The organism is Ureibacillus sp. MALMAid1270 (assembly GCF_049202975.1).
GTDB lineage: Bacteria > Bacillota > Bacilli > Bacillales_A > Planococcaceae > Ureibacillus.
In genome coordinates this window covers 133,973-160,917 of record NZ_JBMIRP010000099.1, presented here as the reverse complement: position 1 = coordinate 160,917, position 26,945 = coordinate 133,973, and the positions used below count along the sequence as shown (strand labels likewise).

Annotated in this window: 23 protein-coding genes and 1 pseudogene; 21 read left to right on the top strand and 3 right to left on the bottom strand. The window is 35.9% G+C overall.

Going from position 1 to position 26,945, the window contains the following annotated elements:
- Window positions 1–2: 2 nt before the first annotated feature.
- From ACOQFO_RS17510 to pyrE, 7 genes are read left to right on the top strand one after another with little or no spacing between them, the layout of a single operon-like run.
- The gene (locus ACOQFO_RS17510; protein ID WP_421690964.1) at window positions 3–1,280 is read left to right on the top strand and encodes a dihydroorotase; all 1,278 of its coding nucleotides are present in this window, start codon (window positions 3–5) and stop codon (window positions 1,278–1,280) included.
- Complete coding sequence (locus ACOQFO_RS17505; protein WP_421690963.1) at window positions 1,277–2,377, top strand: carbamoyl phosphate synthase small subunit; 1,101 nt, start codon at window positions 1,277–1,279, stop codon at window positions 2,375–2,377. The genes ACOQFO_RS17510 and ACOQFO_RS17505 overlap by 4 nt, the downstream gene beginning before the upstream one ends.
- Window positions 2,370–5,561, top strand: coding sequence for a carbamoyl-phosphate synthase large subunit (gene carB / locus ACOQFO_RS17500; protein ID WP_421690962.1), 3,192 nt, complete (start codon window positions 2,370–2,372; stop codon window positions 5,559–5,561). Before ACOQFO_RS17505 ends, carB begins: the two co-directional genes overlap by 8 nt.
- A gap of 6 nt (window positions 5,562–5,567) precedes the next feature.
- A complete protein-coding gene (locus ACOQFO_RS17495) occupies window positions 5,568–6,341 on the top strand; it encodes a dihydroorotate dehydrogenase electron transfer subunit (RefSeq protein ID WP_421690961.1) in 774 nt (257 codons plus the stop codon).
- Window positions 6,338–7,249 carry a dihydroorotate dehydrogenase gene (locus tag ACOQFO_RS17490; RefSeq protein ID WP_421690960.1) on the top strand — a complete coding sequence of 304 codons (912 nt, stop codon included), beginning with the start codon at window positions 6,338–6,340 and terminating at the stop codon, window positions 7,247–7,249. Before ACOQFO_RS17495 ends, ACOQFO_RS17490 begins: the two co-directional genes overlap by 4 nt.
- Window positions 7,249–7,956 (top strand): orotidine-5'-phosphate decarboxylase, encoded by a 708-nt coding sequence (gene pyrF / locus ACOQFO_RS17485; protein WP_421690959.1) that lies wholly within the window; start codon window positions 7,249–7,251, stop codon window positions 7,954–7,956. The genes ACOQFO_RS17490 and pyrF overlap by 1 nt, the downstream gene beginning before the upstream one ends.
- A gap of 1 nt (window position 7,957) precedes the next feature.
- Window positions 7,958–8,587 (top strand): orotate phosphoribosyltransferase, encoded by a 630-nt coding sequence (gene pyrE / locus ACOQFO_RS17480; RefSeq protein ID WP_421690958.1) that lies wholly within the window; start codon window positions 7,958–7,960, stop codon window positions 8,585–8,587.
- A 916-nt stretch (window positions 8,588–9,503) separates the two neighbouring features.
- Here pyrE and ACOQFO_RS17475 read toward each other — a convergent pair.
- The 3 genes from ACOQFO_RS17475 to ACOQFO_RS17465 all read right to left on the bottom strand — a co-directional run bounded on the left by ACOQFO_RS17475 (window position 9,504) and on the right by ACOQFO_RS17465 (window position 12,858).
- Window positions 9,504–10,412, bottom strand: a complete 909-nt coding sequence (locus ACOQFO_RS17475) for a nuclease-related domain-containing protein (protein WP_421690957.1) — start codon at window positions 10,410–10,412, stop codon at window positions 9,504–9,506.
- Window positions 10,413–10,637: 225 nt separating this feature from the next.
- Entirely contained in the window at window positions 10,638–11,039 is a 402-nt protein-coding gene (locus ACOQFO_RS17470) for a hypothetical protein (protein ID WP_421690956.1), read from the bottom strand.
- Window positions 11,040–11,172: 133 nt separating this feature from the next.
- A complete protein-coding gene (locus ACOQFO_RS17465) occupies window positions 11,173–12,858 on the bottom strand; it encodes an Rqc2 family fibronectin-binding protein (protein ID WP_421690955.1) in 1,686 nt (561 codons plus the stop codon).
- A 193-nt stretch (window positions 12,859–13,051) separates the two neighbouring features.
- On the opposite strand from ACOQFO_RS17465, the gene ACOQFO_RS17460 reads away from it, so the two are divergent.
- From ACOQFO_RS17460 to ACOQFO_RS17395, 14 genes and pseudogenes are all read left to right on the top strand, one after another.
- Window positions 13,052–13,927, top strand: coding sequence for a YicC/YloC family endoribonuclease (locus tag ACOQFO_RS17460; RefSeq protein ID WP_421690954.1), 876 nt, complete (start codon window positions 13,052–13,054; stop codon window positions 13,925–13,927).
- A gap of 44 nt (window positions 13,928–13,971) precedes the next feature.
- Complete coding sequence (gene gmk, locus ACOQFO_RS17455; protein WP_421690953.1) at window positions 13,972–14,589, top strand: guanylate kinase; 618 nt, start codon at window positions 13,972–13,974, stop codon at window positions 14,587–14,589.
- Window positions 14,590–14,593: 4 nt separating this feature from the next.
- The gene (gene rpoZ, locus ACOQFO_RS17450; RefSeq protein WP_421690952.1) at window positions 14,594–14,818 is read left to right on the top strand and encodes a DNA-directed RNA polymerase subunit omega; all 225 of its coding nucleotides are present in this window, start codon (window positions 14,594–14,596) and stop codon (window positions 14,816–14,818) included.
- An 82-nt stretch (window positions 14,819–14,900) separates the two neighbouring features.
- Window positions 14,901–15,449: pseudogene (coaBC, locus tag ACOQFO_RS17445) on the top strand (bifunctional phosphopantothenoylcysteine decarboxylase/phosphopantothenate--cysteine ligase CoaBC); the annotation flags it as partial.
- 5 nt (window positions 15,450–15,454) lie between these two features.
- Entirely contained in the window at window positions 15,455–17,875 is a 2,421-nt protein-coding gene (priA, locus tag ACOQFO_RS17440) for a primosomal protein N' (protein WP_421690951.1), read from the top strand.
- Between the two features lie 90 nt (window positions 17,876–17,965).
- The gene (gene def / locus ACOQFO_RS17435) at window positions 17,966–18,466 is read left to right on the top strand and encodes a peptide deformylase (protein ID WP_421690950.1); all 501 of its coding nucleotides are present in this window, start codon (window positions 17,966–17,968) and stop codon (window positions 18,464–18,466) included.
- Complete coding sequence (gene fmt, locus ACOQFO_RS17430; RefSeq protein ID WP_421690949.1) at window positions 18,466–19,407, top strand: methionyl-tRNA formyltransferase; 942 nt, start codon at window positions 18,466–18,468, stop codon at window positions 19,405–19,407. Before def ends, fmt begins: the two co-directional genes overlap by 1 nt.
- On the top strand, window positions 19,404–20,780 hold the full coding sequence (rsmB, locus tag ACOQFO_RS17425) for a 16S rRNA (cytosine(967)-C(5))-methyltransferase RsmB (protein WP_421690948.1): 1,377 nt from the start codon (window positions 19,404–19,406) through the stop codon (window positions 20,778–20,780). Before fmt ends, rsmB begins: the two co-directional genes overlap by 4 nt.
- A 76-nt stretch (window positions 20,781–20,856) precedes the next feature.
- Window positions 20,857–21,999 carry a 23S rRNA (adenine(2503)-C(2))-methyltransferase RlmN gene (rlmN, locus tag ACOQFO_RS17420; protein ID WP_421691085.1) on the top strand — a complete coding sequence of 381 codons (1,143 nt, stop codon included), beginning with the start codon at window positions 20,857–20,859 and terminating at the stop codon, window positions 21,997–21,999.
- A 4-nt stretch (window positions 22,000–22,003) separates the two neighbouring features.
- Entirely contained in the window at window positions 22,004–22,753 is a 750-nt protein-coding gene (locus ACOQFO_RS17415) for a Stp1/IreP family PP2C-type Ser/Thr phosphatase (protein WP_421690947.1), read from the top strand.
- A gap of 2 nt (window positions 22,754–22,755) precedes the next feature.
- On the top strand, window positions 22,756–24,726 hold the full coding sequence (pknB, locus tag ACOQFO_RS17410) for a Stk1 family PASTA domain-containing Ser/Thr kinase (protein WP_421690946.1): 1,971 nt from the start codon (window positions 22,756–22,758) through the stop codon (window positions 24,724–24,726).
- Between the two features lie 11 nt (window positions 24,727–24,737).
- Entirely contained in the window at window positions 24,738–25,619 is an 882-nt protein-coding gene (rsgA, locus tag ACOQFO_RS17405) for a ribosome small subunit-dependent GTPase A (RefSeq protein WP_421690945.1), read from the top strand.
- Window positions 25,620–25,621: 2 nt separating this feature from the next.
- A complete protein-coding gene (gene rpe, locus ACOQFO_RS17400; protein ID WP_421690944.1) occupies window positions 25,622–26,290 on the top strand; it encodes a ribulose-phosphate 3-epimerase in 669 nt (222 codons plus the stop codon).
- Window positions 26,287–26,940, top strand: coding sequence for a thiamine diphosphokinase (locus tag ACOQFO_RS17395; RefSeq protein ID WP_421690943.1), 654 nt, complete (start codon window positions 26,287–26,289; stop codon window positions 26,938–26,940). Before rpe ends, ACOQFO_RS17395 begins: the two co-directional genes overlap by 4 nt.
- Window positions 26,941–26,945 lie beyond the last annotated feature (5 nt).

Genomic DNA, 26,945 nt, shown 5'->3' with positions numbered 1-26,945 from the left:
TAATGAAGAAGTACATTGAAAATATACAACTGTTAAACGAACTAGGAGAGCAAGTAACATCTAGTATTACGATTGAAAATAAGATAATCTCCGAGATCGGTGGGGAAAAACCAGAAGGAGCAGAAGTGATCGACGGAAAAGGTTGTTTTGTTTCACCCGGCTTTGTAGACCTTCACGTACATTTACGTGAACCAGGGTTCGAGCATAAAGAAACAATTAAAACTGGTACAAAATCAGCAGCAAAAGGTGGATTTACAACACTTTGCGCAATGCCAAATACAAAACCAGTTCCCGATTCCATCGAAAACTTAAATTTAATTAATAATTTAATTAAAGAGAGTGCAGTTGTGCGTGTACTACCATATGGTTCTCTAACGGTGAATGAAGCAGGAGAACAACGTACGAATATTGAGGAATTGAAAAAACATGGTGCTGTAGCATTTTCAGATGATGGTATAGGAATTCAATTATCTTCTATTATGTACGAGCAAATGCAAGATGCAGCAAAAGTGGACGCAGTTGTTGTCGCTCACTGCGAAGATAATTCACTTATATACAACGGTGTAATGCATGAAGGAAAGCGTAATAAAGAACTAGGACTTCCTGGTATTCCATCAATTTGTGAATCTGTGCAAATTGCAAGGGACGTATTATTAGCTGAAGCTGCAGGTGCCCGTTATCATGTTTGTCACGTATCTTCAAAAGAATCAGTTCGTGCAGTGCGAGATGCAAAAGCTGCGGGAATCCGCGTAACAGCTGAGGTTTGTCCACATCACTTATTACTTGAAGAAATGGATATCCCTTCAGACGACGCAAACTGGAAGATGAATCCACCGCTACGTGCAAAGGATGATTTAGACTCGCTTCACCAAGCATTACTTGATGGAACGATAGATTGCATTGCAACAGATCATGCACCACATACTGTGGAAGAAAAATGTTGTGGCATGGTTGGTGCACCATTTGGAATTGTAGGATTTGAAACAGCATTTCCACTACTGTACACAAACTTTGTCGAGACAGGAAAATGGACTTTAAAACAATTAGTTGATTGGATGACAGTGAAACCAGCAGAAATTTTCGACTTACCATATGGAAAATTAGAAGTTGGTGCTTCAGCAGATTTAACAATTATTGATTTACAAAAAGAGCAAGTAGTTGATGTTGAAAAATTTGAAACAAAAGGTCGCAATACACCTTTCAATGGTTGGAATGCAAAAGGTTGGCCAATCATGACGATTTTTGAAGGTAATATTGTATATCAGGAGGCAAATGTATGAAAGAGCGAATGTTAATTTTAGAAGATGGAACAGTGTTTAACGGTATAGCGTTCGGAAGTGATCAAGCTTCTCAAGGAGAGGTAGTATTTACAACAGGGATGACTGGCTACCAAGAAACATTATCAGATCCTTCATTTTATGGACAAATTGTAACTTTTACTTATCCGTTAATCGGAAATTATGGAATAAACCGTGATGACTTTGAAGCCATCAATCCTAGCATTCGAGGAATGGTTGTTCGTGAACTTGCAAAACATCCATCCAACTTCCGCTCAGATCTTACTCTAAATGAGTACTTAACTTCGAAAGAGATTCCTGGTATCGAAGGAATCGATACACGTAAATTAACGCGTATTATTCGTTCAAAAGGGGCAGTACGTGCGATTTTGACAGAAGCAGGTGCAGAAGTAAATGTGGAGGAAGTTGTAACAAAACTACAATCGACACCTCTTATAACAAATCATGTTCGTGAAGTATCTCCAAAAACAGCTTATCCAAGTCCAGGACGTGGAAAACGTGTTGTATTAATGGATTTCGGTATGAAACATGGTATTTTACGAGAACTAAATAAACGTAATTGTGACGTATTGGTCGTACCATACAACACAACTGCAGAAGAAATTTTAGCTTGGTATCCAGATGGTGTTATGCTTTCAAATGGACCTGGGGACCCAGCAGACGTAATTGAAGGAATTGAAACGATTCGTGAACTAATTGGAAAAGTGCCAATTTTCGGTATTTGTTTAGGTCATCAACTATTTGCATTAGCAAGTGGTGCGAAAAGCTTCAAATTACCATTTGGACACCGCGGAGCGAATCACCCAGTTAAGGATTTAAGAACTGGACGTACGGAAATTACATCACAAAACCATGGATATGCCATTGACGCTAATTCTCTAGAAGGAACAGATCTAGAAGTAACTCACGTTGCATTAAATGATGGAACAGTGGAAGGATTACGCCATAAGAAATATCCTGTATTTACAGTACAATATCACCCGGAAGCTTCACCAGGACCAGAAGATTCAAATCACTTATTTGATGAATTCATTGAATTAATGGAAGCTAACGCAGGGAAGGAGATACAACATGCCTAAACGTACAGATATCGAAACAATTTTAGTTATTGGATCAGGACCGATTATTATTGGTCAAGCTGCTGAATTTGACTACGCAGGAACACAAGCTTGTCTTTCATTAAAAGAGGAAGGCTACCGAGTTATTCTAATTAACTCTAACCCTGCTACAATCATGACAGATACTGAGATTGCAGATAAAGTTTATATCGAGCCAATTTCTTTAGAGTTTGTATCACGAATTTTAAGAAAAGAACGTCCAGATGCTATCCTGCCAACTCTTGGTGGTCAAACAGGATTAAATATGGCAATTGAACTTCAAAACTCAGGTATTTTAGATGAATTAAATATTGAAATCTTAGGTACAAAACTGGATGCCATCCATAAAGCAGAAGACCGTGATTTATTCCGTAATTTAATGTATGAATTAGGTGCACCAGTACCTGAGTCTGATATCATTCACAATTTAGCTGAAGCAAAAGCTTTTGTTGAGAGAATTGGTTACCCAGTTATCGTACGTCCTGCATTCACTCTTGGTGGTACTGGAGGAGGTATTTGTAATAACGATCAAGAACTTGAAGAAATCGTACAAAGCGGTCTTAAATATAGCCCAGTAACACAATGTTTACTAGAAAAATCGATTGCAGGTTTCAAAGAAATTGAATACGAAGTAATGCGTGACTCAAAAGATAATGCAATCGTTGTATGTAACATGGAAAACTTCGACCCAGTAGGAATTCATACTGGTGACTCAATAGTAGTAGCACCTTCTCAAACTTTATCTGACCGTGAATATCAAATGTTACGTAATATCTCTTTAGATATTATTCGCGCTCTAAAAATCGAAGGTGGATGTAACGTTCAACTTGCATTAGATCCAAATAGCTTTAAATACTATGTAATTGAAGTAAACCCACGTGTATCTCGTTCATCGGCATTAGCTTCAAAAGCTACTGGTTATCCGATTGCAAAGCTTGCAGCAAAAATCGCTGTAGGTCTTTCATTAGATGAAATTATTAACCCAGTAACAGGTTCAACTTATGCAGACTTCGAACCAGCACTTGACTACATCGTAGCAAAAATTCCTCGCTGGCCATTCGATAAATTTGAATCTGCAAAACGTAATTTAGGAACTCAAATGAAAGCAACTGGTGAAGTAATGGCATTAGGTCGCAACTTTGAAGAAGCGATTTTAAAAGCTGTTCGTTCTCTAGAAACTGGGCATGTACATATCGAATTAAAACATGCTGAAGAACAGTCAGATAAATGGATTGAAAAACGTATTCGTAAAGCGGGAGATGAACGTTTATTCTTCATCGGCGAAGCATTACGTCGAGGCGTTTCAGTTGAGCAAATTCATGAGTGGTCTCAAATTGATTTTTGGTTCTTAAACAAATTACAAAACATCATTGAGATGGAAAAAACACTTGCTGAGAATAAGAATGATGTAGCGATTCTTCGACAAGCTAAACGTATCGGATTTGCAGATAAAAAGATTGCTGAACTTTGGGGAACTTCACAAGAAGAAATCTATGCTTTCCGAAAAGAAAACGGCATTATCCCAGTATATAAAATGGTTGATACTTGCGCGGCAGAGTTTGAATCTCAAACACCATATTTCTACGGAACATATGAAGAAGAAAATGAATCAATCGTAACAGACAAACCTTCCGTAATTGTTCTAGGATCTGGTCCAATTCGTATCGGTCAAGGGGTTGAGTTTGACTATGCGACTGTTCACTCAGTATGGGCAATCCAAGAAGCAGGCTATGAAGCAATTATTATTAACTCAAATCCTGAAACAGTGTCTACGGACTTCTCAATTTCAGACAAACTTTACTTTGAGCCATTAACAATTGAAGACGTTATGCACATCATTGATTTAGAAAAACCGATTGGTGTAGTTGTTCAATTTGGTGGTCAAACGGCGATCAATTTAGCTGATAAATTAGCAGCAAATGGCGTGAAAATTTTAGGAACAAGCCTTGAAGATATCGACCGTGCTGAAAACCGTGATAAGTTCGAGCAAACATTACGCGAACTTGGTATTCCACAACCTCCAGGGGAAACGGCTGTATCAACTGATGAAGCAGTAGCAATCGGTAAAAAACTTGGATTCCCTGTACTTGTACGTCCTTCTTATGTACTTGGTGGTCGTGCAATGGAAATTGTCTACAACGAAGAAGAACTTATTCATTACATGGAAAACGCTGTTGAAGCGTCACCAGATCATCCAGTATTAGTAGACCGTTACTTAACTGGTCAAGAAATTGAAGTAGACGCAATTTGCGATGGTGAAAATGTATTAATCCCAGGAATTATGGAACACGTAGAACGTGCAGGTGTTCACTCTGGTGACTCAATTTCGGTTTATCCGCCGCAAAAGTTAACTTCAGAACAAAAAGCTACATTAGTTGATTACACAACTCGTTTAGCAAAAGGTTTAGGTATTATCGGTTTAATGAACATTCAATATGTACTTTCAAAAGGTGAAATTTATGTAATTGAAGTAAACCCACGTTCAAGCCGTACAGTACCATTCTTAAGTAAAATTACTAACATTCCGATGGCGAATATTGCTACAAAAGCTATTTTAGGAAAGTCAATTATTGAACAAGGATATGAACCAGGCCTTGCAAAAGAACAAAAAGGCGTATTTGTTAAAGTACCAGTATTCAGTTTTGCAAAATTACGTCGTGTAGACATTACACTTGGACCTGAAATGAAATCAACAGGTGAAGTAATGGGGAAAGATGTATCTTTTGAAAAAGCATTATATAAAGGCTTTGTTGCAGCTGGTACAGAGGTTAAAACATACGGTACTGTACTATTTACAGTGTCAGACAAAGATAAAGAAGAAGCAATTGGTTTAGCAAAACGCTTCAACGCAGTTGGATACCGTATTATGGCAACTGAAGGAACAGCAAAAAGATTTGCAGAAGCAGGTATTTATGCTGATGTAGTTGGAAAAATAGGTTCCAAAGAAAAAACATTATTAGATGTAATCCAAAATGGAGAGACACAACTTGTCATCAACACATTAACAAAAGGAAAACAACCTGCTAGTGATGGTTTCCGAATTCGTCGTGAATCAGTAGAAAATGGCATTCCATGTTTAACTTCACTAGATACTGCTGAAGCTATGTTAGGAGTAATCGAATCAATGACATTTTCAGCAGAAGAAATGCCAAAAGCGGAGGTTTAATGATCCATGATACAACAAGAGAGAATGGCGGTTGTAAAGCAAGAAAAAATAGCGAAAAATATATTTGAAGTAACTTTGCAAGGAGAAATTGTTCAGGATTCAAATCCTGGACAATTTGTTCATGTTCGCGTATCTGATTCCTTCGAGCCTTTACTTAGAAGACCAATAAGTATCGCAAATATTAATAAAGAAGCAAATGAATTTACTCTTATTTATCGTGCTGAAGGCCGTGGTACAGAAATTTTATCTCAAAAGCAAATTGGTGATGAAGTCGATGTACTTGGACCATTAGGTAATGGTTTTCCATTAGACGGAGTAAAAGAAGGTGGAATCGCATTATTAGTAGGTGGAGGAATTGGTGTTCCACCATTGTACGAATTATCTAAGCAACTAAATAAAAGAAATGTTCGCACGATTCATGTTTTCGGATTTGCTACAGAAGATGTAGCTTTCTATGAAGAAAAATTCACTGCTTTAGGTGAAACACATTATGTAACAGTCGATGGTACATATGGAACAAAAGGATTCGTAACAGATCTACTTGAAGAATTAACTCCAGAATTTGATACTTTCTACGCTTGTGGTCCACTACCGATGTTACGAGCACTTGAAAGTTTCTATCCAGATAAACAAGGTTTCTTATCATTTGAAGAACGTATGGGTTGCGGAATCGGTGCGTGCTTTGCATGCGTATGTAAAACAACTGAAATTATTGAAAAAGATTATGTGAAAGTTTGCTCAGACGGCCCAGTATTTGCGAAAGGAGTTGTGAAGCTATGAGTAATATAAGTATCCAACTTCCTGGATTAGATTTAAAAAACCCAATTATGCCAGCTTCCGGTTGCTTCGGATTCGGAAAAGAGTTTGCCAATCTTTATGATTTATCAAAGCTTGGCGCAATCATGATTAAGGCAACAACTGTTGAGCCAAGATTCGGAAATCCAACTCCACGTGTTGCAGAAACACCTGCAGGTATGCTAAATGCGATTGGTCTTCAAAATCCTGGTTTAGAAAAAGTTATGGCTGATGAATTACCGTGGTTAGAACGTTACGATGTGCCAATTATTGCAAATGTTGCAGGATCTGTCTTAGAGGATTATGTAGATGTTTCGAGAAAAATTTCAACTGCTCCAAATGTAAAAGCACTAGAGCTTAATATTTCTTGCCCAAATGTAAAGCATGGAGGGATTACGTTCGGAACAGATCCAGTCATTGCGCGACAATTGGTTGAAGCTGTAAAAGCAGTTTCAAAAGTTCCGGTTTATGTGAAATTGTCACCAAACGTGACAAACATCGTTGAAATAGCCCAAGCAGTAGAAATTGGCGGAGCAGATGGAATCACGATGATTAATACATTAGTCGGCATGCGTTTAGATGAACATACTGGTAAACCAGTTATAGCTAATGGTACCGGAGGACTTTCTGGTCCAGCAGTGAAACCTGTTGCAATTCGTATGGTTTATGAAGTTTATAAAGCGGTAGATATACCAATTATCGGCATGGGCGGCGTTACATGTGCTCAAGATGTAATTGATTTTATGTCTGCTGGTGCTTCTGCAGTAGCAGTTGGAACTGCAAACTTTGTGGACCCATTTGTTTGTCCAAAAATTATTGAGGAACTTCCAAAGAAACTTGATGAATTAGGTGTTAAACGAATTCGTGACATTATTGGAAGGAGCCACCGCTAATGAATAACAAACCGATAATCGCATTAGATTTTCCTAACGAGAAAGACGTTTTACAATTTTTGAACCAATTTGATGAAAAGTTGTTCGTTAAAATTGGCATGGAACTTTATTTACAAGAAGGTCCAAGTATTGTTGCTGCCGTAAAAGATCTTGGCCACGATGTTTTTTTAGATTTAAAACTTCATGATATTCCAAACACAGTGAAATCTGCGATGAAAGGATTAGCACGTCTTGGTGTAGATTTAGTAAATGTTCATGCAGCTGGTGGAATTGACATGATGGAAGGTGCACTTGAGGGATTAGAAGCAGGTACTCAATCAGGTTCATCTCGAGCTCGTTTAATTGCTGTAACTCAATTAACTTCAACTACAGAGGAGCAAATGCAGCAACAACAAAAAATTCAATTGCCATTAATTGAATCAGTTCTTCATTATGCAAAGATTACAAAACAAGCAGGTTTGGACGGAGTTGTATGTTCCGTTCATGAGGCTGCAGCAATCGCAGAAGCTTGTGGTGAAGAGTTTTTAAGAGTCACACCTGGTATCCGCTTAGCTGGCGGTGAAAGCCATGATCAAAAACGCGTTGCAACACCGGATTATGCGCGTAAAAATGGTTCATCACTAATCGTTGTTGGACGAGCAATTACTAAGGCAGAGAATCCATTAATCGCCTATAAAAAAGTCGTTGAATTATGGGAGGAGAAATAATATGACATTAGAAAACAATATAGCACACGCAATGCTTAAAGTCGGTGCAGTAGAATTAAACCCAATAGATTTATTCACATGGGCATCAGGAATCAAATCTCCTATTTACTGCGACACTCGTTTAACAATTTCAGACCCTGTTGCTCGTAAAGAAATAGCTAAAGGATTAGCTTTAAAAATTAAAGAAGTGTTCCCTGAGACAGAAGTAGTAGCAGGAACAGCAACTGCTGGAATTCCTCATGCTGCATGGGTTTCCGATATATTAGAATTGCCGATGGTATATGTTCGCTCTAAAGCAAAAGAACACGGTCGTGGCAATCAAATCGAAGGAAAAATTGAAGCAGGACAAAAAGTAGTAGTCGTTGAAGACATCATCTCAACAGGCGGTTCTTCTATTACAGCAGTCGAAGCTCTACGCAACGCAGGCTGTGAAGTAGTAGGAGTAGTTTGCGTGTATACATACAATCTACCAAGAGCTGAAGCAGCTTTTGAAGAAATCGGCGTAAAATATGTAAGCCTAACAAACTTCGACTATCTAGTAGAAGCAGCTATCGAGACAGGAACAATCTCAGAAGATCAAGTGCCATTCCTAAAAGGATGGCATGCGGATTTGAAGGCTGGGAAGTTGTAGGAGATAGTGTTCGTAGGGAATAGTGCAAAATACTAGTCCCGTTTTGAACATTGAATTTAATATATAGTTTATATGGGTGCATTTACTTATCTAAAGTAAGTGCACCCTTTATTTTGTTTGGGGAATGGAGGCTTATTTAGACAGAAATCTAAGAAAGCGCACAAAGTAGTCAAAATAAAACAGTTATTTAGACAGAAATCAAAGAATCCGGATTAAGTTGTCAAGATAAAGCCGTTATTTAGACAGAATGTTAAGAATCCACATAAAGTTGTCAAAATAAAGGAGTTATTTAGACAGAATGTTAAGAATCCACGAAAAGTTGTCAAGATAAAGCGCTTATTTAGACAGAAATCAAAGAATCCGCATAAAGTTGTCAAAATAAAGGAGTTATTTAGACAGAAATCAAAGAATCCGGATTAAGTTGTCAAGATAAAGCAGTAATTTAGACAGAATTTTAAGAATCCACGAAAAGTTGTCAGGATAATGCCCTTATTTAGACATAAATCAAAGAATCCGCATAAAGTTGTCAAAATAAAGGAGATATTTAGACAAAAATCAAAGAATCCGGATTAAGTTGTCAAGATAAAGCAGTTATTTAGACAAAAATCAAAGAATCCATGAAAAGTTGTCAGGATAATGCCCTTATTTAGACAGAAATCAAAGAATCCGCATAAAATTTTCAAGATAAAGCCGTTATTTAGACAGAAATCAAAGAATCCACGAAAAGTTGTCAAGATAATGCCCTTATTTAGACAGAAATCAAAGAATCCGCATAAAGTTTTCAAGATAAAGCCGTTATTTAGACAGAATGTTAAGAATCCGCATGAAGTTGTCAAAATAAAGGAAATATTTAGACAAAAATCAAAGAATCAGCTCAAAGCTGTCAAAATAAAGGACACTGATCTCTGCACAATACTTATATAAAGTATGCAGCTCGAGTTTTTCCTATCTTTGTAAAGTTGCGTTCTAATATCCGTAGTATAGTCCTACTACTCACAATCCCCCGACACCAATCAAACACCAAATTCGTCGTTATCTTTTCTTCCGGAAAGAGTAACTTCAACTCTTCAACACTTCTCATTACAGCACTAGAAACTAGTTCCCGATACCCACATCTCTCACAAACACAACTCTGCCCCTCAATTTTAATCATAAATGAACGACATATTTCACAAGTAATCCCTTTTTTAAGATCACCATACACATAAGCTGGAATCTGCCAAAACTTTGAATCTGATGTGTGAAGTGATAGTAATTTTTCTGCGACATGACGATTTTTATTTGGATTATCCAAAGCTTTGTTGCTGAACTGTTTTAGATAGCGGTTAACCTGAGTGGGGAATATAAATGGTTTATTTGACGGGGCATTATATAACATGAATTCTGGGTTGATAAAAACAACGTTGTAATCGATTGGTAAATGAATATTGTGCACCAGTAACAATTGCCTTAATAACATTTCAGCTCGAACGACTTGGGAGAAAGGGTTGAGTATTTCTTTTGTGACTGAAGAAATTCGATCTGTGGTGGTGTCGTAATAATAATCGCCTTCAATGTTTTTTACTTCAAAGAGATGTATTTTATCCAATGTAATAATTATGGAATCTAATTGAAAATGAGTGCTATTAGATAGAAGAAATAAATCGCTTAGCACAAAGCAACATGATTGCTGTTTTGCAATGTAAGACTCAAAAAGTACTTCACCTTCATATCCTTTTTGTAGAGTATATAAGCGAGATTTATATTTTTCGTTAAGTTCCATTCTTTTATTTAACGAATCAAGAATTAGTAATTCACCAGATTTTTTCCTAGATTTTACTATCAATTTTTTAACACGTCCTTCAATAAAGTAGTTCTATTAACTATTTTTATAGAAGGAGAAAATAAAATCAACACTATCAAACAAGATATTTATTTAGGGTATCTATCAGCGGGCAAAATTAGATTTTGGCTATAAAAATGAAATTTTTTACACAATAACATATGAAAATCCACATTTAACAACTTAATAAACATCCAAATCCAGAATTTCGCACGCAGCTACACCGAATCAATAATCAAACTTAAACTTCCTAACAATTGCTTCAACAGAGAATTGAATCAAGAAGTAAACAAGTCCGGCAAATAATCCAAACACCAAATACCACCAGATATCTCCACCGTCGTTATCTCTCACTAAATAAAACAATCCTCCACACAAAAAGCCTGCTATTAAATAAATAATTAGTTTCATATAGAAAAAACGCACTTTAAAATGCACAATAATGCCAACTAATGGACCGACAACAAGAAAAATAGGTCCTAGATAAAACATAAGTAAGATAAGCGCAATCATTGCAAAATCTTCAATGGACCCACCATAAAAAGTGATATTAAACATGAAATATAATAATGGAGATAATAACGTTGAAAGAAGAACTGCAGAGGCATGGCTTATTTGAAATGTGCTCAAAATAATCGCTCCTTTGAGAGTTTACTATTATCTACCACTATACCAGATTATGGATATATTTACACCTTCCTATCCTAAATGTATTTCGCCAAATAAAAAAGGCTTGTCCCAACTAAAGACAAGCCTTCCTTCACTATTTCTTCTTAAGTTTTATTACTAAATCCTCATCCGGCGTTACAAACAATGTTTTTTGTTCAAAATAGATAACAAAACCAGGTTTGGAGCCGTTTGGTTTTTTCACCTGACGGATTTCAGTGTAGTCAACAGGGACTGATGAGGATTCCCGAGCTTTACTGAAATAAGCACTTAGTGTAGCAGCTTCAAATAAAGTTGTTTCATCCGGCTCACTAGAATGAATAACGACATGCGATCCTGGAATATCTTTTGTATGGAGCCAAATGTCTGATTTCTTCGCGAGTTTAAATGTTAAATAATCATTTTGTTTATTATTTTTGCCGACAGATATGTCAATCCCAGAAGATGAGATGAATTTTTCTGGTTCAGGCTTTGTCGGTTTTTTCTTTTTCTTTGAAGCGCGCATTCTTAAATACCCTTGTTCTGCAAGCTCTTCTCGGATTTCTTCGATATCACCTGGTGCAGCCTGTTCTACTTGAGCAGTGAGCATTTCGAAATAATCGATTTCTTGTTTCGTCTTTTCAATTTGTTCTTGAACCATTACCAATGCATTTTTAGCTTTATTGTATTTTGTATAATAACTTTGTGCATTTTCAATTGGAGTTTTTCTCTCGCTTAATGGAATGGTAATTTTTTCTTCATCTTCACTGTAGTAATTAACCACGGTTACTTCTTTTAAACCTTTTTCAAAGTTATAAAGGTTCGCCATTAAAAGTTCACCATATAGTTGGTATTTATCTAATTTAGAAGCGTTATCTAATTCCTTTTGAAGTTTTTTAAGTTTTAGTTTTAATTTATTTACTTCATTTTGGATCCAACGTTCTAAGTCACCAGCCTGCTGTTTTACCCGATCTCGTTCGGCACGTGCATAAAATACACGGTCTAATAACTCACTTAAATTGTTAAAAGTTGTACCTTCGTCGGATAGATGGGTTAGCTTTGTTGGTGAAAAGTATGTTTTTCCGTTCAACTCTAAATAAGTAGGATTTGCCGCTCTAATGATTTCACTCATATAGGAATGGAAACTCTTTACAGGATCCCCTTGTTTAATTCTAAATAGTAATTCGTTCGCGTGTGTAGTCGAAAACCCTTTAAAATGTTCCACTACTTCTTTTGCAGTCTTCTCGTCCGCAAAGAATGCTTTTAATTCATCATCTGAAATAGTAGATGGATTTACTTTATTTTGCGCGGGTGGTGCGATATAAAGTTGTCCAGGTAAAACAGTTCGATAACTATTTAGTGAAGGTGGTAAATGCTTCAAGCTATCAATAATTTTTTCAGTTCCACTATCTATTAAAATGAAATTACTATGTCGTCCCATAATTTCTATTGTAAGTTTACGAAAGACCGTATCACCAATCTCGTTTTTACTTTCAATTTCAAATGTAATGACTCGCTCAAAGTCTTCAGTTTGAACCTTTTGAATATAGCCACCTTCTAAATGTTTTCTTAGTAGCATACAAAACATAGGTGGTTCACTAGGATTGTCAATTGCTTGTTCCGTCAAATGAACTCGAGCATAAGAAGGATGGATTGAAAATAACAATTTATGATTTTCTCCATTTGCCCGAACATGAAGTATTACTTCTAGTGCATTTGGTTGGTGGATTTTTGTAATTCGTCCTGATAGAAGTTTGTTTAACTGTTTGGATAAAGCAAAAGTAAACAATCCATCAAATGCCATGATATATTCCCCGTTTCTCTATTTAATCAAATATCATTATATAATTTTTTTCAGAAAGATGTGTAAGATTTCCTTACTTAAGAAAAATGACATATTTTTTCTATCAAGTAAGTGCAATTCTACTATAAGTTAAGTTATAATTTACAATACATGTGTTATAATTGGAACATTATACAGAAAGGTGTGACGGGCCTTGGTACGTAGTATGACTGGTTTCGGCAGGGGAGTCACAACGACGGATGATTTCCAACTAACGGTTGAAGTTCGTTCAGTCAATCATCGTTTTCTTGAAATTCATTCCAAGTTTCCTAAAGAATGGATTGGAATTGAGATGCAAGCGAAAAAAATGTTATCTCAAAATGTCAGCCGTGGGAAAATAGACATAACGATCAACGTAAAAATGCAAGAACAATCTTCATTTCAAGTTCAGATTAATTGGCCAGTAATAGATGCCTATAAAGAAGTAAAAGAGCAACTAGAAAAGTCATTGCCTATAAAAGACAAATGGTCTATGCAGGAAATACTTTCTTTAGATAATGCAATCCTTTATGAAAAAAATGAAGTTCCGCTAGAGAGCTTAAAAATTGCATTTGAAAATGCTTTAAAGGAAGCTTGTGAACAATTAATTGAAATGAGAGAATGTGAAGGTAAACAATTAAAGTCATTTTTGTTACAATATAAAGATGAGCTGTTACAACAAATTCAACTAATTCGAAAGTTCTCACCTCAGGCTGTAGAAAAATATAGAGTTAAGTTAATGGAGAGAATAAAAGAAATTACTGAAACAGACACTTTTGATGATCGAATACTGGCGGAAGTTGCTTTATATGCTGAACGAGTTGATATTTCTGAAGAGTTAGATCGTCTAGAGAGTCATTTTCAACAATTAGTGGATACATTGAATGAGAATTCTTCCATTGGACGTAAGCTTGATTTTCTAATGCAAGAAATATTAAGGGAAATCAATACGATTGGCTCTAAAAATCAATCAACAGAATGCTCTGTGGCTGTTGTACAATCCAAAACAATATTAGAAAAAATGCGAGAACAAGTCCAAAATATCGAATAATTATCGAGAAATGATTGAAGTATATAGGAGGGAGTATTGGACATATGAGAAAAGAACGCGGTTTATTAATTGTTCTATCTGGCCCTTCTGGAGTAGGTAAAGGTACAGTAAGAAAAGAACTGTTTTCGCAACCAGATACAAATTATGAATATTCAGTATCAATGACAACACGTAAGCCTCGTGAGGGTGAGGTAGACGGTGTAGATTATTTCTTTAAAACCCGTGAAGAATTCGAAGCATTAATAAAATCTGGTGGATTACTTGAACATGCCGAATTTGTTGGGAATTATTATGGAACACCACTTGAATATGTTAATCAAACATTAGATGCAGGAAGAGATGTCTTTTTAGAAATCGAAGTGCAAGGTGCCGCTCAAATTCGTGAAAAAGCCCCTGACGCATTATTTATCTTCCTTGCACCGCCTAGTATTTCCGAATTGCAAAATCGACTTATTACACGCGGTACTGAAACAGAAGATATTATTCAAAAACGCATTGCTACTGCAAGAGAAGAATTAGAAATGATGAGTTTGTACGATTATGTCGTTGAAAATGACGAAATACAAAAAGCATGTGAAAAAATAAATGCCATAATCATTGCTGAACATTGTCGTAGAGAACGTGTTGAAAAATTATACTTGTCCATGTTGAGAGGAGAATAAACCTATGTTATACCCATCTATTGATTCATTAAAAAATAAAATCGATTCAAAATATTCCCTTGTAAGTCTTGCTTCAAAAAGAGCTCGTCAAATGCAAGAACAAGGAAATGAAAAATTAGGCTCTTATGTATCTTATAAACCAGTAGGTAAAGCTTTAGAAGAAATTGCAGCTGGTTCATTGACGAAAGAAAAGCAAGATGCATCAACAGTTTACCAAGATGAAATTTAATTTTCTAAATATTTAATAAGCAAAAGTTGTAGCTCCCGGAGAAAATTCTTTGGGAGCTTATCATTTGAAAGGGTGGAAATGTATGCAAAATCGGAATGTTTTACTTTGTGTTTCGGGTGGAATTGCAGTTTATAAAGCAGTTGCACTTGTTAGTAAGCTAACTCAAGCAGGCATCACCGTTAAAGTAATGATGACTGAATCTGCGCAAAAATTTGTTACACCTCTTAGTTTTCAAGTGATGTCAAAAAATGATGTTTATTTTGATACTTTTGATGAAAAAGTTTCAAGTAAAATTGCTCATATCGATTTAGCGGACTGGGCAGACTTGGTCATCGTAGCTCCAGCAACTGCTAATATTATTGGCAAATTTGCTAATGGAATCGCTGATGATATGATCACAACTACATATTTTGCAACAACGAGTCCTGTATGGATTGCCCCTGCAATGAATGTTCATATGTACGACCATCCAGCAATTAAACGTAATATTGCGCGACTAGCCGAAGATGGGTGTAAGTTCATTGAACCTTCTGAAGGATATTTAGCTTGTGGCTATGTTGGGAAAGGTCGATTAGAAGAACCTGAAAAAATTACCCAATTAGTGTTAGAGCATTTCGAAAGAGAAGCGACTTCACTATGAATTACAAAATCGCGGAAATCATTGTCGATGTAGCAGCTTATCCTGTTGATCGGCCATTTGATTATGTTATTCCAGAGCATATGCAATCACTTATTGAAAGTGGTAGCCGTGTGAAGGTGCCGTTTGGTCCTAGGGATGTACTCGGTTTTGTTGTAGCTTTAAAAAACGAAACAGATATTCCAATCGATAAGTTAAAACCAATTTCAAAACTTCTTGATATAGAACCGGTACTAACAAGTGAGATGCTTGAACTTGCCAAATGGGTTAAGCATGAAACGATTTGTTATGAAATTGATGTTTTACAGGCAATGTTACCATCTGCTTTAAGAGCTAAATACGAAAAAATTGTTTCACTTCTCGTAAATGTTGAACAACTATCATTCCTTCTTCAACCTTATTTCAATCAAACGAAAAAGGTGAATTTAAAAGTTTTTGAAAAGGATAATTTGCTCAATGAAATAAAAATTGCAATTAAACAAAAGCAATTAATCATTGAGAATGTTGTGAAGCAAAAAGGAAATATAAGAGAAGTTCGTAAAGTGAAGATAAACGAATCCAAGAGCGAGCTTCTTAAAGTCTTAGAAGAAATTTCCGATCGAGCGAAAAAGCAAAAATTACTCGTACAATGGATGACTAATCACGTTGGTGAAATTTTTGATCCGAAAGAAATTATAAATGAAGTGAATTGTTCAGATGCTGTATTACAAGCAGTCATTGAGCTTGGAGCAGCACAATATATTCACGAAGAAGTATACCGCGATGCTTTTACAAAAGACGTAAAGAAGACTGGTTTTTTAGATCTAACGGAAGAGCAAGCAATTGCTTTAAGTCAAATTATTAATGCAATGGATCAAAAAGCTTCCGAAACTTTTTTATTGCACGGAATTACAGGTAGTGGTAAAACAGAAATCTACTTACAAGCAATTGAACATTGTTTGAAGGATGGAAAAGAAGCCATTGTATTAGTACCTGAGATTTCATTAACCCCACAAATGACTGAAAGATTCCGATCACGTTTTGGTGAGCTAGTAGCGGTCATGCACAGTGGTCTATCGGTAGGGGAAAAATACGATGAATGGCGAAAAATCCATGAAGGAAAAGTGAAAGTAGTTGTAGGAGCGCGTTCTGCTGTATTTGCTCCGTTTCAAAATGTAGGGATTTTCATTATTGATGAAGAACATGAGTCTACATATAAACAAGAAGATACACCTAGATATCATGCAAGAGACGTTGCTATTTGGCGCAGTAAATACCATCAATGTCCAGTCATTTTAGGTAGTGCAACACCGTCGTTAGAATCATTTGCGAGAGCAAAGAAAAAAGTATATACATTACTCACGTTAAAAAATCGTGCAGTTAGCCACTCTTTATTACCTGAAGTTCAAATAGTTGATATGCGTGAGGAATTAAAAAATGGCAATCGCTCTATGTTTTCAGAAGTTTTAGTTGAAGCAATTCAAACAAGATTAATGAGAAAAGAACAAATGGTGTTGTTTTTAAATCGTAGAGGTTATTCATCATTTGTTATGTGTAGAGATTGTGGAACAGTCGTTCAATGTGAGAACTGTGACATTTCACTTACTTATCACAGAGCAAATGAAAAACTAAAATGTCATTATTGCGGCTTTGAACAGCGAGTCCCAACGATTTGTCCAGAATGTCAAAGTGATCATATTCGTTATTTTGGAACTGGAACACAAAAGGTAGAAGAAGAAATCGCTAAACTATTCCCCGAAGCTAGAGTACTTCGTATGGATGTTGATACTACAAGAACGAAAGGTTCTCATGAACAAATTTTAGAAATGTTTGGAGAAGGGAAAGCTGATATTTTACTAGGTACGCAAATGATTGCAAAAGGCTTAGACTTTCCGAATATTACCCTTGTCGGTGTATTAAGCGCGGATACTTCTCTTCATTTACCTGATTTTCGTGCTGCAGAAAAAACGTTCCAATTATTAACGCAGGTAAGTGGACGAGCAGGACGACATACTTTACCAGGTGAGGTCATTATACAATCTTATACACCTGAGCATTACGCAATCGAGCTTTCGAAAGTACAACTATATGAACCGTTTTATGAACGTGAAATGATGATGAGACATCAAGCAGGTTATCCACCTTATTATTATCTTGCACTTATACAAGTCTCTCATGAAGATGTATTAATGGCGAGTGAATATGCAGGAAAAGCGGTAGATTATCTCCGTTCAAACTTATCATTTAATGTATCAATCATTGGTCCAACAGCTTCTAGTATTAGTCGTATACAAAATAGATATAGATATCAATGTTTGATAAAATACAAAGTAGAACCAAACTTAATTGATACATTTATTCAACTTATTAAAATTTACAGGTCGGATTGGATTAAAAAAGGGATTCAGCTTTCTGTTGATTTAAACCCCTCATCCATCTAACAAATATAAATTTCATTTAAACTCCGAAGAATTTGCAACAGTCACAAGTTCGCTAGGTGTATTTGATTTAGAAAAGAGGTTATTTAACGAATGGCAATTAGAGAAGTAGTCAAACATCCAAACGCAATATTAACGCAAAAATGCGATGAAGTGACAGAAATAAATGAAGATATTATTACACTACTTGATGATTTATATGACACGATGGTTGAATACGATGGGGTTGGAATCGCAGCTCCTCAAATAAATGTCCCATTACGCGTTGCTATTGTTGAAATGGGCGAAGAACGAGCAATTTTAGAGATGATCAATCCTACTGTCATTGAAGTGGATGGTAAGGAAGTCGACATAGAGGGTTGCTTAAGTTTCCCAGGTCTATTTGGTGAAGTTGAAAGACCAACCTATGTGAAATTTGAAGCATGTGACCGAGAAGGAAGAGTATATGAAGTAGAAGCTGTTGGATTTGATGCACGAGCAGTTTTACATGAAATTGATCATTTAGATGGAGTTTTATTTGATTCTAAAATAATTCGAGTTGTTACAGAAGAAGAGTTAGAAGCTATGTATTCAGAGGAAGAGGAGGGAGAGTAATGACTAAAGTTGTTTTTATGGGAACACCTCAATTTTCGGTACCCATTTTAACGATGTTGCATGAGGAAGGATATGAAATCTTAGCTGTTGTCACACAACCAGATCGTCCAGTTGGAAGAAAAAAAGTATTAACTCCTCCTCCTGTGAAAGAAGAAGCACTTCGACTTGGCTTACCAGTCATTCAACCTGAGAAATTAAGAAATTCAGAAGAGTTGAAAGAAATAATTGCGTTACAGCCTGATATTATTGTAACTGCTGCATTCGGTCAAATTTTACCAAAGGAATTATTAGATTCACCACCTTTAGGTTGCATTAACGTTCATGCCTCTTTATTGCCTAAATATCGTGGTGGAGCACCGATACATCAAGCGATAGTAGATGGACAAACTAAAACTGGCATCACAATTATGTATATGGCAGAAAAGCTTGATGCAGGTGATATCATTTCGCAAAGAGAAATTGCGATTGAAGAATCAGATCATACTGGTGGAATGTTTGAAAAACTAAGTATCGTAGGTAGAGACTTATTAAAAGAAACATTACCTACTATTGTTGCTGGGACAAATGAGCGAATTCTACAAAATGAAGAAGAGGCTACTTTTGCCCATAACATTTCACGTGAGCAAGAACGTATTAATTGGTCAAATAATGCTCGTACAATATATAACCAAGTACGTGGCCTTCACCCATGGCCGGTTGCTTACACAACGTTGAATGGAGAAAACGTGAAAATTTGGTGGGCACAAGTAGGGACTACTAAGTCAAACAAAGAACCTGGTACGGTTGTGAAAATTGATAAAGATCAATTCGAAATTAGTACTGGAGATGGACAAACTTTAGCCATTCTTGATTTGCAACCTGCTGGTAAAAAGCGAATGACAGCCGAAGAATATTTACGTGGAACAGGTTCGAAATTACAGATTGGGGACAAATTTGAATGACATCAAAAAAGAAAGTTCAGATTTGGGATGGTAATGTACGCGATGCAGCTTTAACGATTCTTTTAGCAGTCGATAAAAACCAAGCGTACAGTAATTTATTATTGAATCAAACGATAAAAAAATACAAACTAGATGCGAAAGATCGAGCATTACTAACAGAAATTACGTACGGTACGTTGCAGTATAAATATACGCTCGACTATTACTTAGAGCCTTTTGTCCGAACGAAAATAGATTTATGGGTAAGATGGCTACTACGACTTTCGCTTTATCAAGTAGTTTACTTATCGCGAATTCCAGCGCATGCAGCAGTTAATGAGGCTGTTGAAATTGCTAAAAAAAGAGGGCATAAAGGAATTGCTTCTATGGTGAATGGAGTACTTCGTTCTATTCAAAGACAAGGCTTACGCTCACTAGATGAAATTGAAGATCCTATTAAAAAGTTGTCTATTGAAACGAGCCATCCAGAATGGTTAGTTAACAGATTAATCGAATCGTATGGAATTGAAGTCACAACTAACATGTTGAAAGAAAATAACGTTCCACCAACATTAACTGTTCGTGTGAATTCGTTGAAATCTAATGCTCAAGAGGTTGTGAAACTGCTAGAAGAAGAAGGAGTTCAGGCAAAAGCAAGTAATTTAATGCCTGAATGTATCCATATAATGAGTGGACAAGTTACCCATACAGATTGCTTTAAAAATGGGTTCATCACAATACAAGATGAAAGCTCCATGATGCCTGCAAACGTATTACATCCAAAAGAAGGCTCTCGTGTATTAGATATGTGTGCAGCACCAGGTGGTAAAACAACTCATTTAGCTGAAATAATGAAAAATAATGGATCGATTTTAGCTACAGATTTACATCCACACAAATTAGATTTAATCGATGAGACAAGCAATCGACTTGGAATTGAAATTATACAAACTGCTCCAGTAGACGGCAGAAATGCGGCTAGTATGTTACAAAAAGAATCTTACGATGCAGTTCTTGTTGATGCACCATGTTCGGGATTAGGTGTAACGAGAAGAAAACCAGATATTAAATATACAAAACGCGAGGAAGATTTTGAAAGCTTACACAAAATACAATTACAATTACTAGACAATGCTGTACATGTATTAAAAATTGGTGGCCGTTTAGTTTATAGTACTTGTACTGTAGATCGTTTGGAAAATGAAGGAACAGTTCAGGCGTTTTTAACGTCTCATCCAGAAATGGAACTTGTGCCAATCGATCATTTGCCAAATGAATTACTTGAAAAACAAAAAAATGGAATGCTACAAGTCTTCCCACAAGATTTTGGAAGCGACGGCTTTTTTGTCGCAGCATTTCAAAAGAAAAGTGCAACAGTGCCCTCTAATAACTAACCCAACTTTATGGGGCTGAAATTCAGCTTACTGAAGGCACAAAAGCACAAGACAAGAAAAAAGGAGAATCCAAGTAATAATGGATGAAAATAAATTTAACGAACGAATACAAGATTTAGTTGAAGAAGCAGAAGACAAACCGGTTCGCCGTGAGAAGCAGGAAAAACCACAACTGAAGGAATCAATTTATTCGTTACGACTTGATGAATTAAAAGATTGGTTACAAGAGAATGGAGAAAAACCTTTCCGTGCTACACAAATTTATGAATGGCTTTATGAAAAACGAGTAAAGACTTTTGAAGAAATGTCAAACTTATCCAAACCACTACGTGATAAATTAGCTGCTTCATTTGCATTGACAACTCTTTCAACTATCATTAGCCAAGAATCTAAAGATGGAACGATTAAGTTTCTTTTCCAATTACAAGACGGCTATTCTATTGAAACAGTCTTAATGAGACATGACTATGGAAATTCGGTATGTGTAACAACTCAAGTTGGTTGCCGAATTGGCTGTACATTCTGTGCATCTACACTAGGTGGATTAAAACGCCATTTACTTGCAGGTGAGATCGTCGAGCAAGTAGTAAAAGTACAACAAAAATTAGATGAAGTAGGAGAACGTGTTTCTCATATTGTAATCATGGGTATCGGCGAACCATTTGATAATTACGATGCCATGATGAACTTCTTAAAAGTAGTGAATCATGAAAAAGGTTTAAACATTGGTGCTCGTCATATCACAGTTTCCACATCAGGAATTGTTCCAAAGATCTATCAGTTTGCAGATGAACAATTGCAAATCAATTTTGCTTTGTCATTACATGCGCCAAACCAAGAACTACGTCAGAAGTTAATGCCTATTGCAAGAGCTTATAAATTAGAAAAATTAATGGAAGCAATTAAGTACTATACTGAAAAAACAGGCAGACGTGTAAGTTTTGAATACGGCCTTTTTGGAGGAGAAAATGATTCTGTAGAACATGCAGAAGAATTATCAAAACTTATAAAAGGAATAAAGTGCCATGTGAACTTAATTCCAGTAAACTATGTTCCAGAGCGTAATTATGTACGTACACCACGCAACCAAATTTTTGCTTTTGAAAAAACGTTAAAGAAGAATGGAATTAATGTAACAATTCGTCGTGAACATGGTTCAGACATTGATGCTGCTTGTGGCCAACTTAGAGCGAAAGAGAGAGCTCAGGAGACGAGGTGATTCTTTGAAGTACACGGTTGAAAGTGATATTGGGTTAAAGAGAAAAGTAAATGAAGATCGGGCGGCGTTTGTAGAACGCCCCGATCATTTTAAGCTTGCTATTCTAGCTGACGGCATGGGTGGACATAATGCCGGTGATGTTGCTAGCGATATGGCGATTAAAGAGATGGAATACCTATTTAAAAATGCTATTTCGAAAAATTTTGATACGAAACATTCAAAGAAAAGATGGATGTTAGAAGTAGTTAAAAAAGTAAATGAAAAAATTTACAATCATTCTTTAGTAAATGAAGAATGCAGTGGAATGGGAACAACATTAATCGCTGCTTTAATCGATCATGAAAAGTGTTTAATTAGTCACATTGGAGACAGTCGCGTTTATTATTTTACCCAAAACAATGTAGAACTTATTACGAGAGATCATTCATATGTCAATATTTTAGTTGAAAATGGCGAGATTAGTGAGGAAGAGGCAGAAAATCATCCAGGTAAAAATATGATTATTAAGTCTCTTGGAACAGAGATGAACATAGACCCTGATTTTTATGAAGTGACTTTGGAAGAAGGATCCTTCTTACTTATCTGTTCAGATGGTCTTAGCAATAAACTCTCTGTCGATGAAATGTCAGCTATTTTAGCTTTAAATATGACAATCGAAGAAAAGGGGAAAAAATTAGTTCAATTAGCAAATGATAGTGGTGGAGAAGACAATATTTCACTAGTTTTATTATCAACAAGTAATGAGGAGGTGTGATAATGATAATAGGAAAAAGAATTAATGATCGCTATAAAATATTACAACTTGTTGGTGGCGGTGGAATGTCTAATGTATATTTAGCACATGACATGATATTAAATCGTGATGTAGCGGTCAAAGTTTTAAGATATGACGCTGTAAACGAAGAAGAGTCCCAACGCAGATTTCAACGAGAAGCCCTTTCAGCAACTAGCCTAATGCATCCAAGTATTGTGAGTATTTATGATGTCGGAGAAGACGGAGATATGCACTATATTGTCATGGAGTATATAAAAGGCAAAACGTTGAAGCAATACATACAAGAGTTTTCGCCTTTATCGCCAGCTCGTAGTGTTCATATCATGAAGCAACTAACCAGCGCTATTGCACATGCTCATGAAAATCAAATTATCCATCGTGATATTAAACCACAAAATATTTTGATTGATGAAGATGGTAATTGTAAAATTACAGACTTTGGAATTTCCACAACATTAAGTGCAACAAGTTTCACGAAAACCAATTCTGTGCTAGGTACGGTACACTATCTTTCACCCGAACAAGCTCGCGGTGGTACGGCTACCAAAAAATCAGATATTTATGCATTAGGTATTGTTTTATATGAATTACTAACAGGTGAGTTACCTTTTTCAGGTGAGTCGGCTGTATCGATTGCATTAAAACATTTACAATCAGAAACACCATCTGTTCGAGCGTTTGATGCATCTATACCTCAAGCACTTGAAAATGTTGTATTAAAAGCGACAGCAAAGAACCCAGCACATAGATATAATTCGGTAGAAGAAATGGAAGCGGATTTAGATACTGTACTTCACCCGAATCGTATGAACGAGCCGAAATTTGTTCCACCATTTGATAATGATGCGACAAAGGCTATGCCGATTATTAAGGAACCGTTACCGATTAGTGAAATGGCTCATACAAAAATAGCTCGTCCAACTGAAAAGCAAAATCCACCAAAACAACCAAAAGAAGAACCTACAAAGAAAAAAGTCGGAAAAAGGACAATTTTTGCAATAATAGGGGCTTCAATAGTCGTTTTAATATTATTAGCGATTTTACTATTTAATCTTTTAACACCAAATAAAATTGAAATACCAGATGTTTCAGGCAAGGATCCAATTGAAGCTATTTCTATATTAGAAGAAGCTGGTTTTAAAATTGGAGACCAGCGAGAAAAGTACGATGAAAACATCGAAGAGGGTAAAGTAATAGGTACAGATCCAGAAGCTGGATATAGTCGTCAAGCTGGAACTGAAATTGATATTATTATTAGCCTTGGTAACGAAAAAGTGGAGATGAAAGATTACGTTGGCCAACAAATGAGCCAAGTGTCATCTCTAATTGAGAAAATGGAATTTAAAGATGTTAAACAAGAAGAAAGTTATTCAGATGAACCAGCGGGTACTATCATAAAACAATCACCTGGAGCTGGTGAAGAAGTAGTCGCAAAAGATACTGTGGTTACATTTACAGTAAGTATTGGAAAAGAAAAAGTAGAAGTTGCGAACTTAAAAAATTACAATGAGTCCAATCTAAAAGAGTACGAGAAAATTTCTGGTTTTAATATTGAAATATCAGAAGAAGTGTATTCAGAAGAAGTTCCGGCAGGTAGTGTGGTTTCACAAGAACCACAACCAGGTACAAAGTTAGAAAAAGGTGGAACGATTAAAGTTGTTGTTTCAAAAGGACCACCAGAGAAACCAGTCAAAATTTATCGATTAAGCTTAGTAATTCCTTATGATCCAGTTGAATACGGTGCTGAACAGCATGTACGAATCTATATCGAAGATAAAAACCGTGACATGATCAATATTGAGGATGAATTTATTATTACTGAAGAAGATGAAGACTTAGAATATTCGACTGAACTAGTAATTGAAGAAGGTCAGACTGCAGCATACCGAATTGAAGTCGACTCAAAAGTTGTCGCTGCTGAAACAATACACTATAACGATCTAGACGAATAAGGAGGAGTTCGATGGCTCAAGGCCAAATTCGAAAAGCTTTAAGCGGCTATTACTACGTTTTTAATAATGGCGAATTAGTGCAATGTCGAGGTAGAGGAGTTTTTCGAAACCGTGGAGAAGCGCCACTAGTAGGAGATATTGTTGACTATACAAAAGAAGGTGAATCCGATGGGTATATTATGAAAATATACCCACGGAAAAATGAGCTCGTAAGACCACCAATTTCCAATGTCGATCAAGCCCTTTTAGTATTTTCAGTAAAGGAACCTGATTTTAGTACACTATTATTAGATCGATTTTTAGTTGTATTAGAATCCTACCACGTAAAACCTATTATTTGTTTAACTAAAATGGACTTACTTTCAGATGATGAACGAGCTGGATTAAAACCGTTTATTGAAAATTATAGAGAAGTTGGCTATGAAGTCATCGATACCTTTAAAAATGATGAGTCATTAATAGAGCTTTTACATCCAATTCTACGTGATAAAACAAGTGTATTAGCTGGACAATCAGGTGTAGGAAAATCTACTTTACTCAATACACTACTTCCCGATTTAAATTTAAAAACGAGTGGGATTTCACATAGTCTAGGTAGGGGTAAACATACGACACGTCACGTAGAACTAATTGATGTATGTGAGGGGTTGTTAGCAGACACTCCAGGCTTTAGTTCTTTTGACTTTGATAATATTGAAAAAGAAGAGCTGTCTTACTGTTTCCCTGAAATTGCGACTTTAAGTGAAGATTGTAAATTTAGAGGTTGCCTTCATTTAAAGGAACCAAAATGTGCAGTAAAAGAAGCACTTGAAACTGGTAAATTAATGAATTACCGTTATGAGCATTATGTAGAATTCCTACAAGAAATTATTGATCGAAAGCCGAGGTATTAATCATGATAAAAATTGCACCATCGATTCTATCAGCTAATTTTGCAAATTTAGGCGATGAAGTAAAAGAAGTTGAACAAGCAGGTGCTGCTGTAGTTCACATTGACGTAATGGACGGTCACTTTGTTCCAAACATAACAATGGGTCCGATTGTCGTAGAAGCGTTACGTCCAGTAACAAACCTACCACTTGATGTTCACTTAATGATTGAAAATCCTGATAATTATATTGAACAGTTTGCAAAAGCTGGTGCAGATTGGATTTCTGTACATGTAGAAGCATGTCGTCACCTACATCGTACAATCCAATTAATAAGATCATTTGGTGTAAAACCAGGGGTCGTATTAAACCCACATACGCCAATTGAATCTATTCAATATATTTTAGAGGATATAGATTTTGTGTTATTTATGACTGTTAACCCTGGATTTGGAGGGCAAAAATTTATCGATTCAGTTGTACCAAAAATCGAAAGCTTATCTAAAATTATCAAAGAACGTGGTTTAAATATAGAAATTGAAATCGATGGTGGAATAAACGCTGAAACGATTGTACCTTGCGCAAAAGCAGGAGCAACTATTTTTGTTGCAGGTTCAGCTATTTATAACAAAGAAAACCGTGCTGAAGCATTGAAACAAATTTTGGATGCAGGTGAGGCGGCACTAGCAAAATGACAACTGTAATTGTTTGTGCTGGTGGCCCAAAGCAAGATTTACCCTCATTTGAAAAATATCGCCATATGGAAAATGTAATTTTTATAGGGGCCGATAAAGGTTCAATTTATTTAATAGATCAAGGAATAATACCAGATGAAATAGTGGGTGACTTTGATTCATTAACAAGTGAGGAATGGGAACGAATATCTAATTTAGTACAGAAAATTAATAGAGTAAATGCTGAAAAAAATGAAACAGATACAGATTTAGCATTGGAAAAAGCATTACTCTATCAACCAACTGAAATCATCCTTACAGGCGTTACAGGGGGCCGATTAGATCACTTTGAATCTGCACTGCGCTCCTTGTATCGAGTACAATTAACTCAATTACATATTCGTATGAAAATAATGAACTGTAAAAACGAAATTCAGTTTTTACTACCTGGAAAGCATCCAATTTATCCGGATGAAAGATTCCAATATCTATCTTTTTTTGCTTATGAACAAATTGTGAAAAATGTTACTCTTCGCGGAGTCAAATATGAAACAACAGACGAAACCATTGAATTAGGAACTTCAAGATTTACAAGTAATGAACTCAATTCAATAGAAGGTTATATCTCCTTTTCTTCAGGCATATGTTTAATGATAAGAAGTACTGATTAACAAAG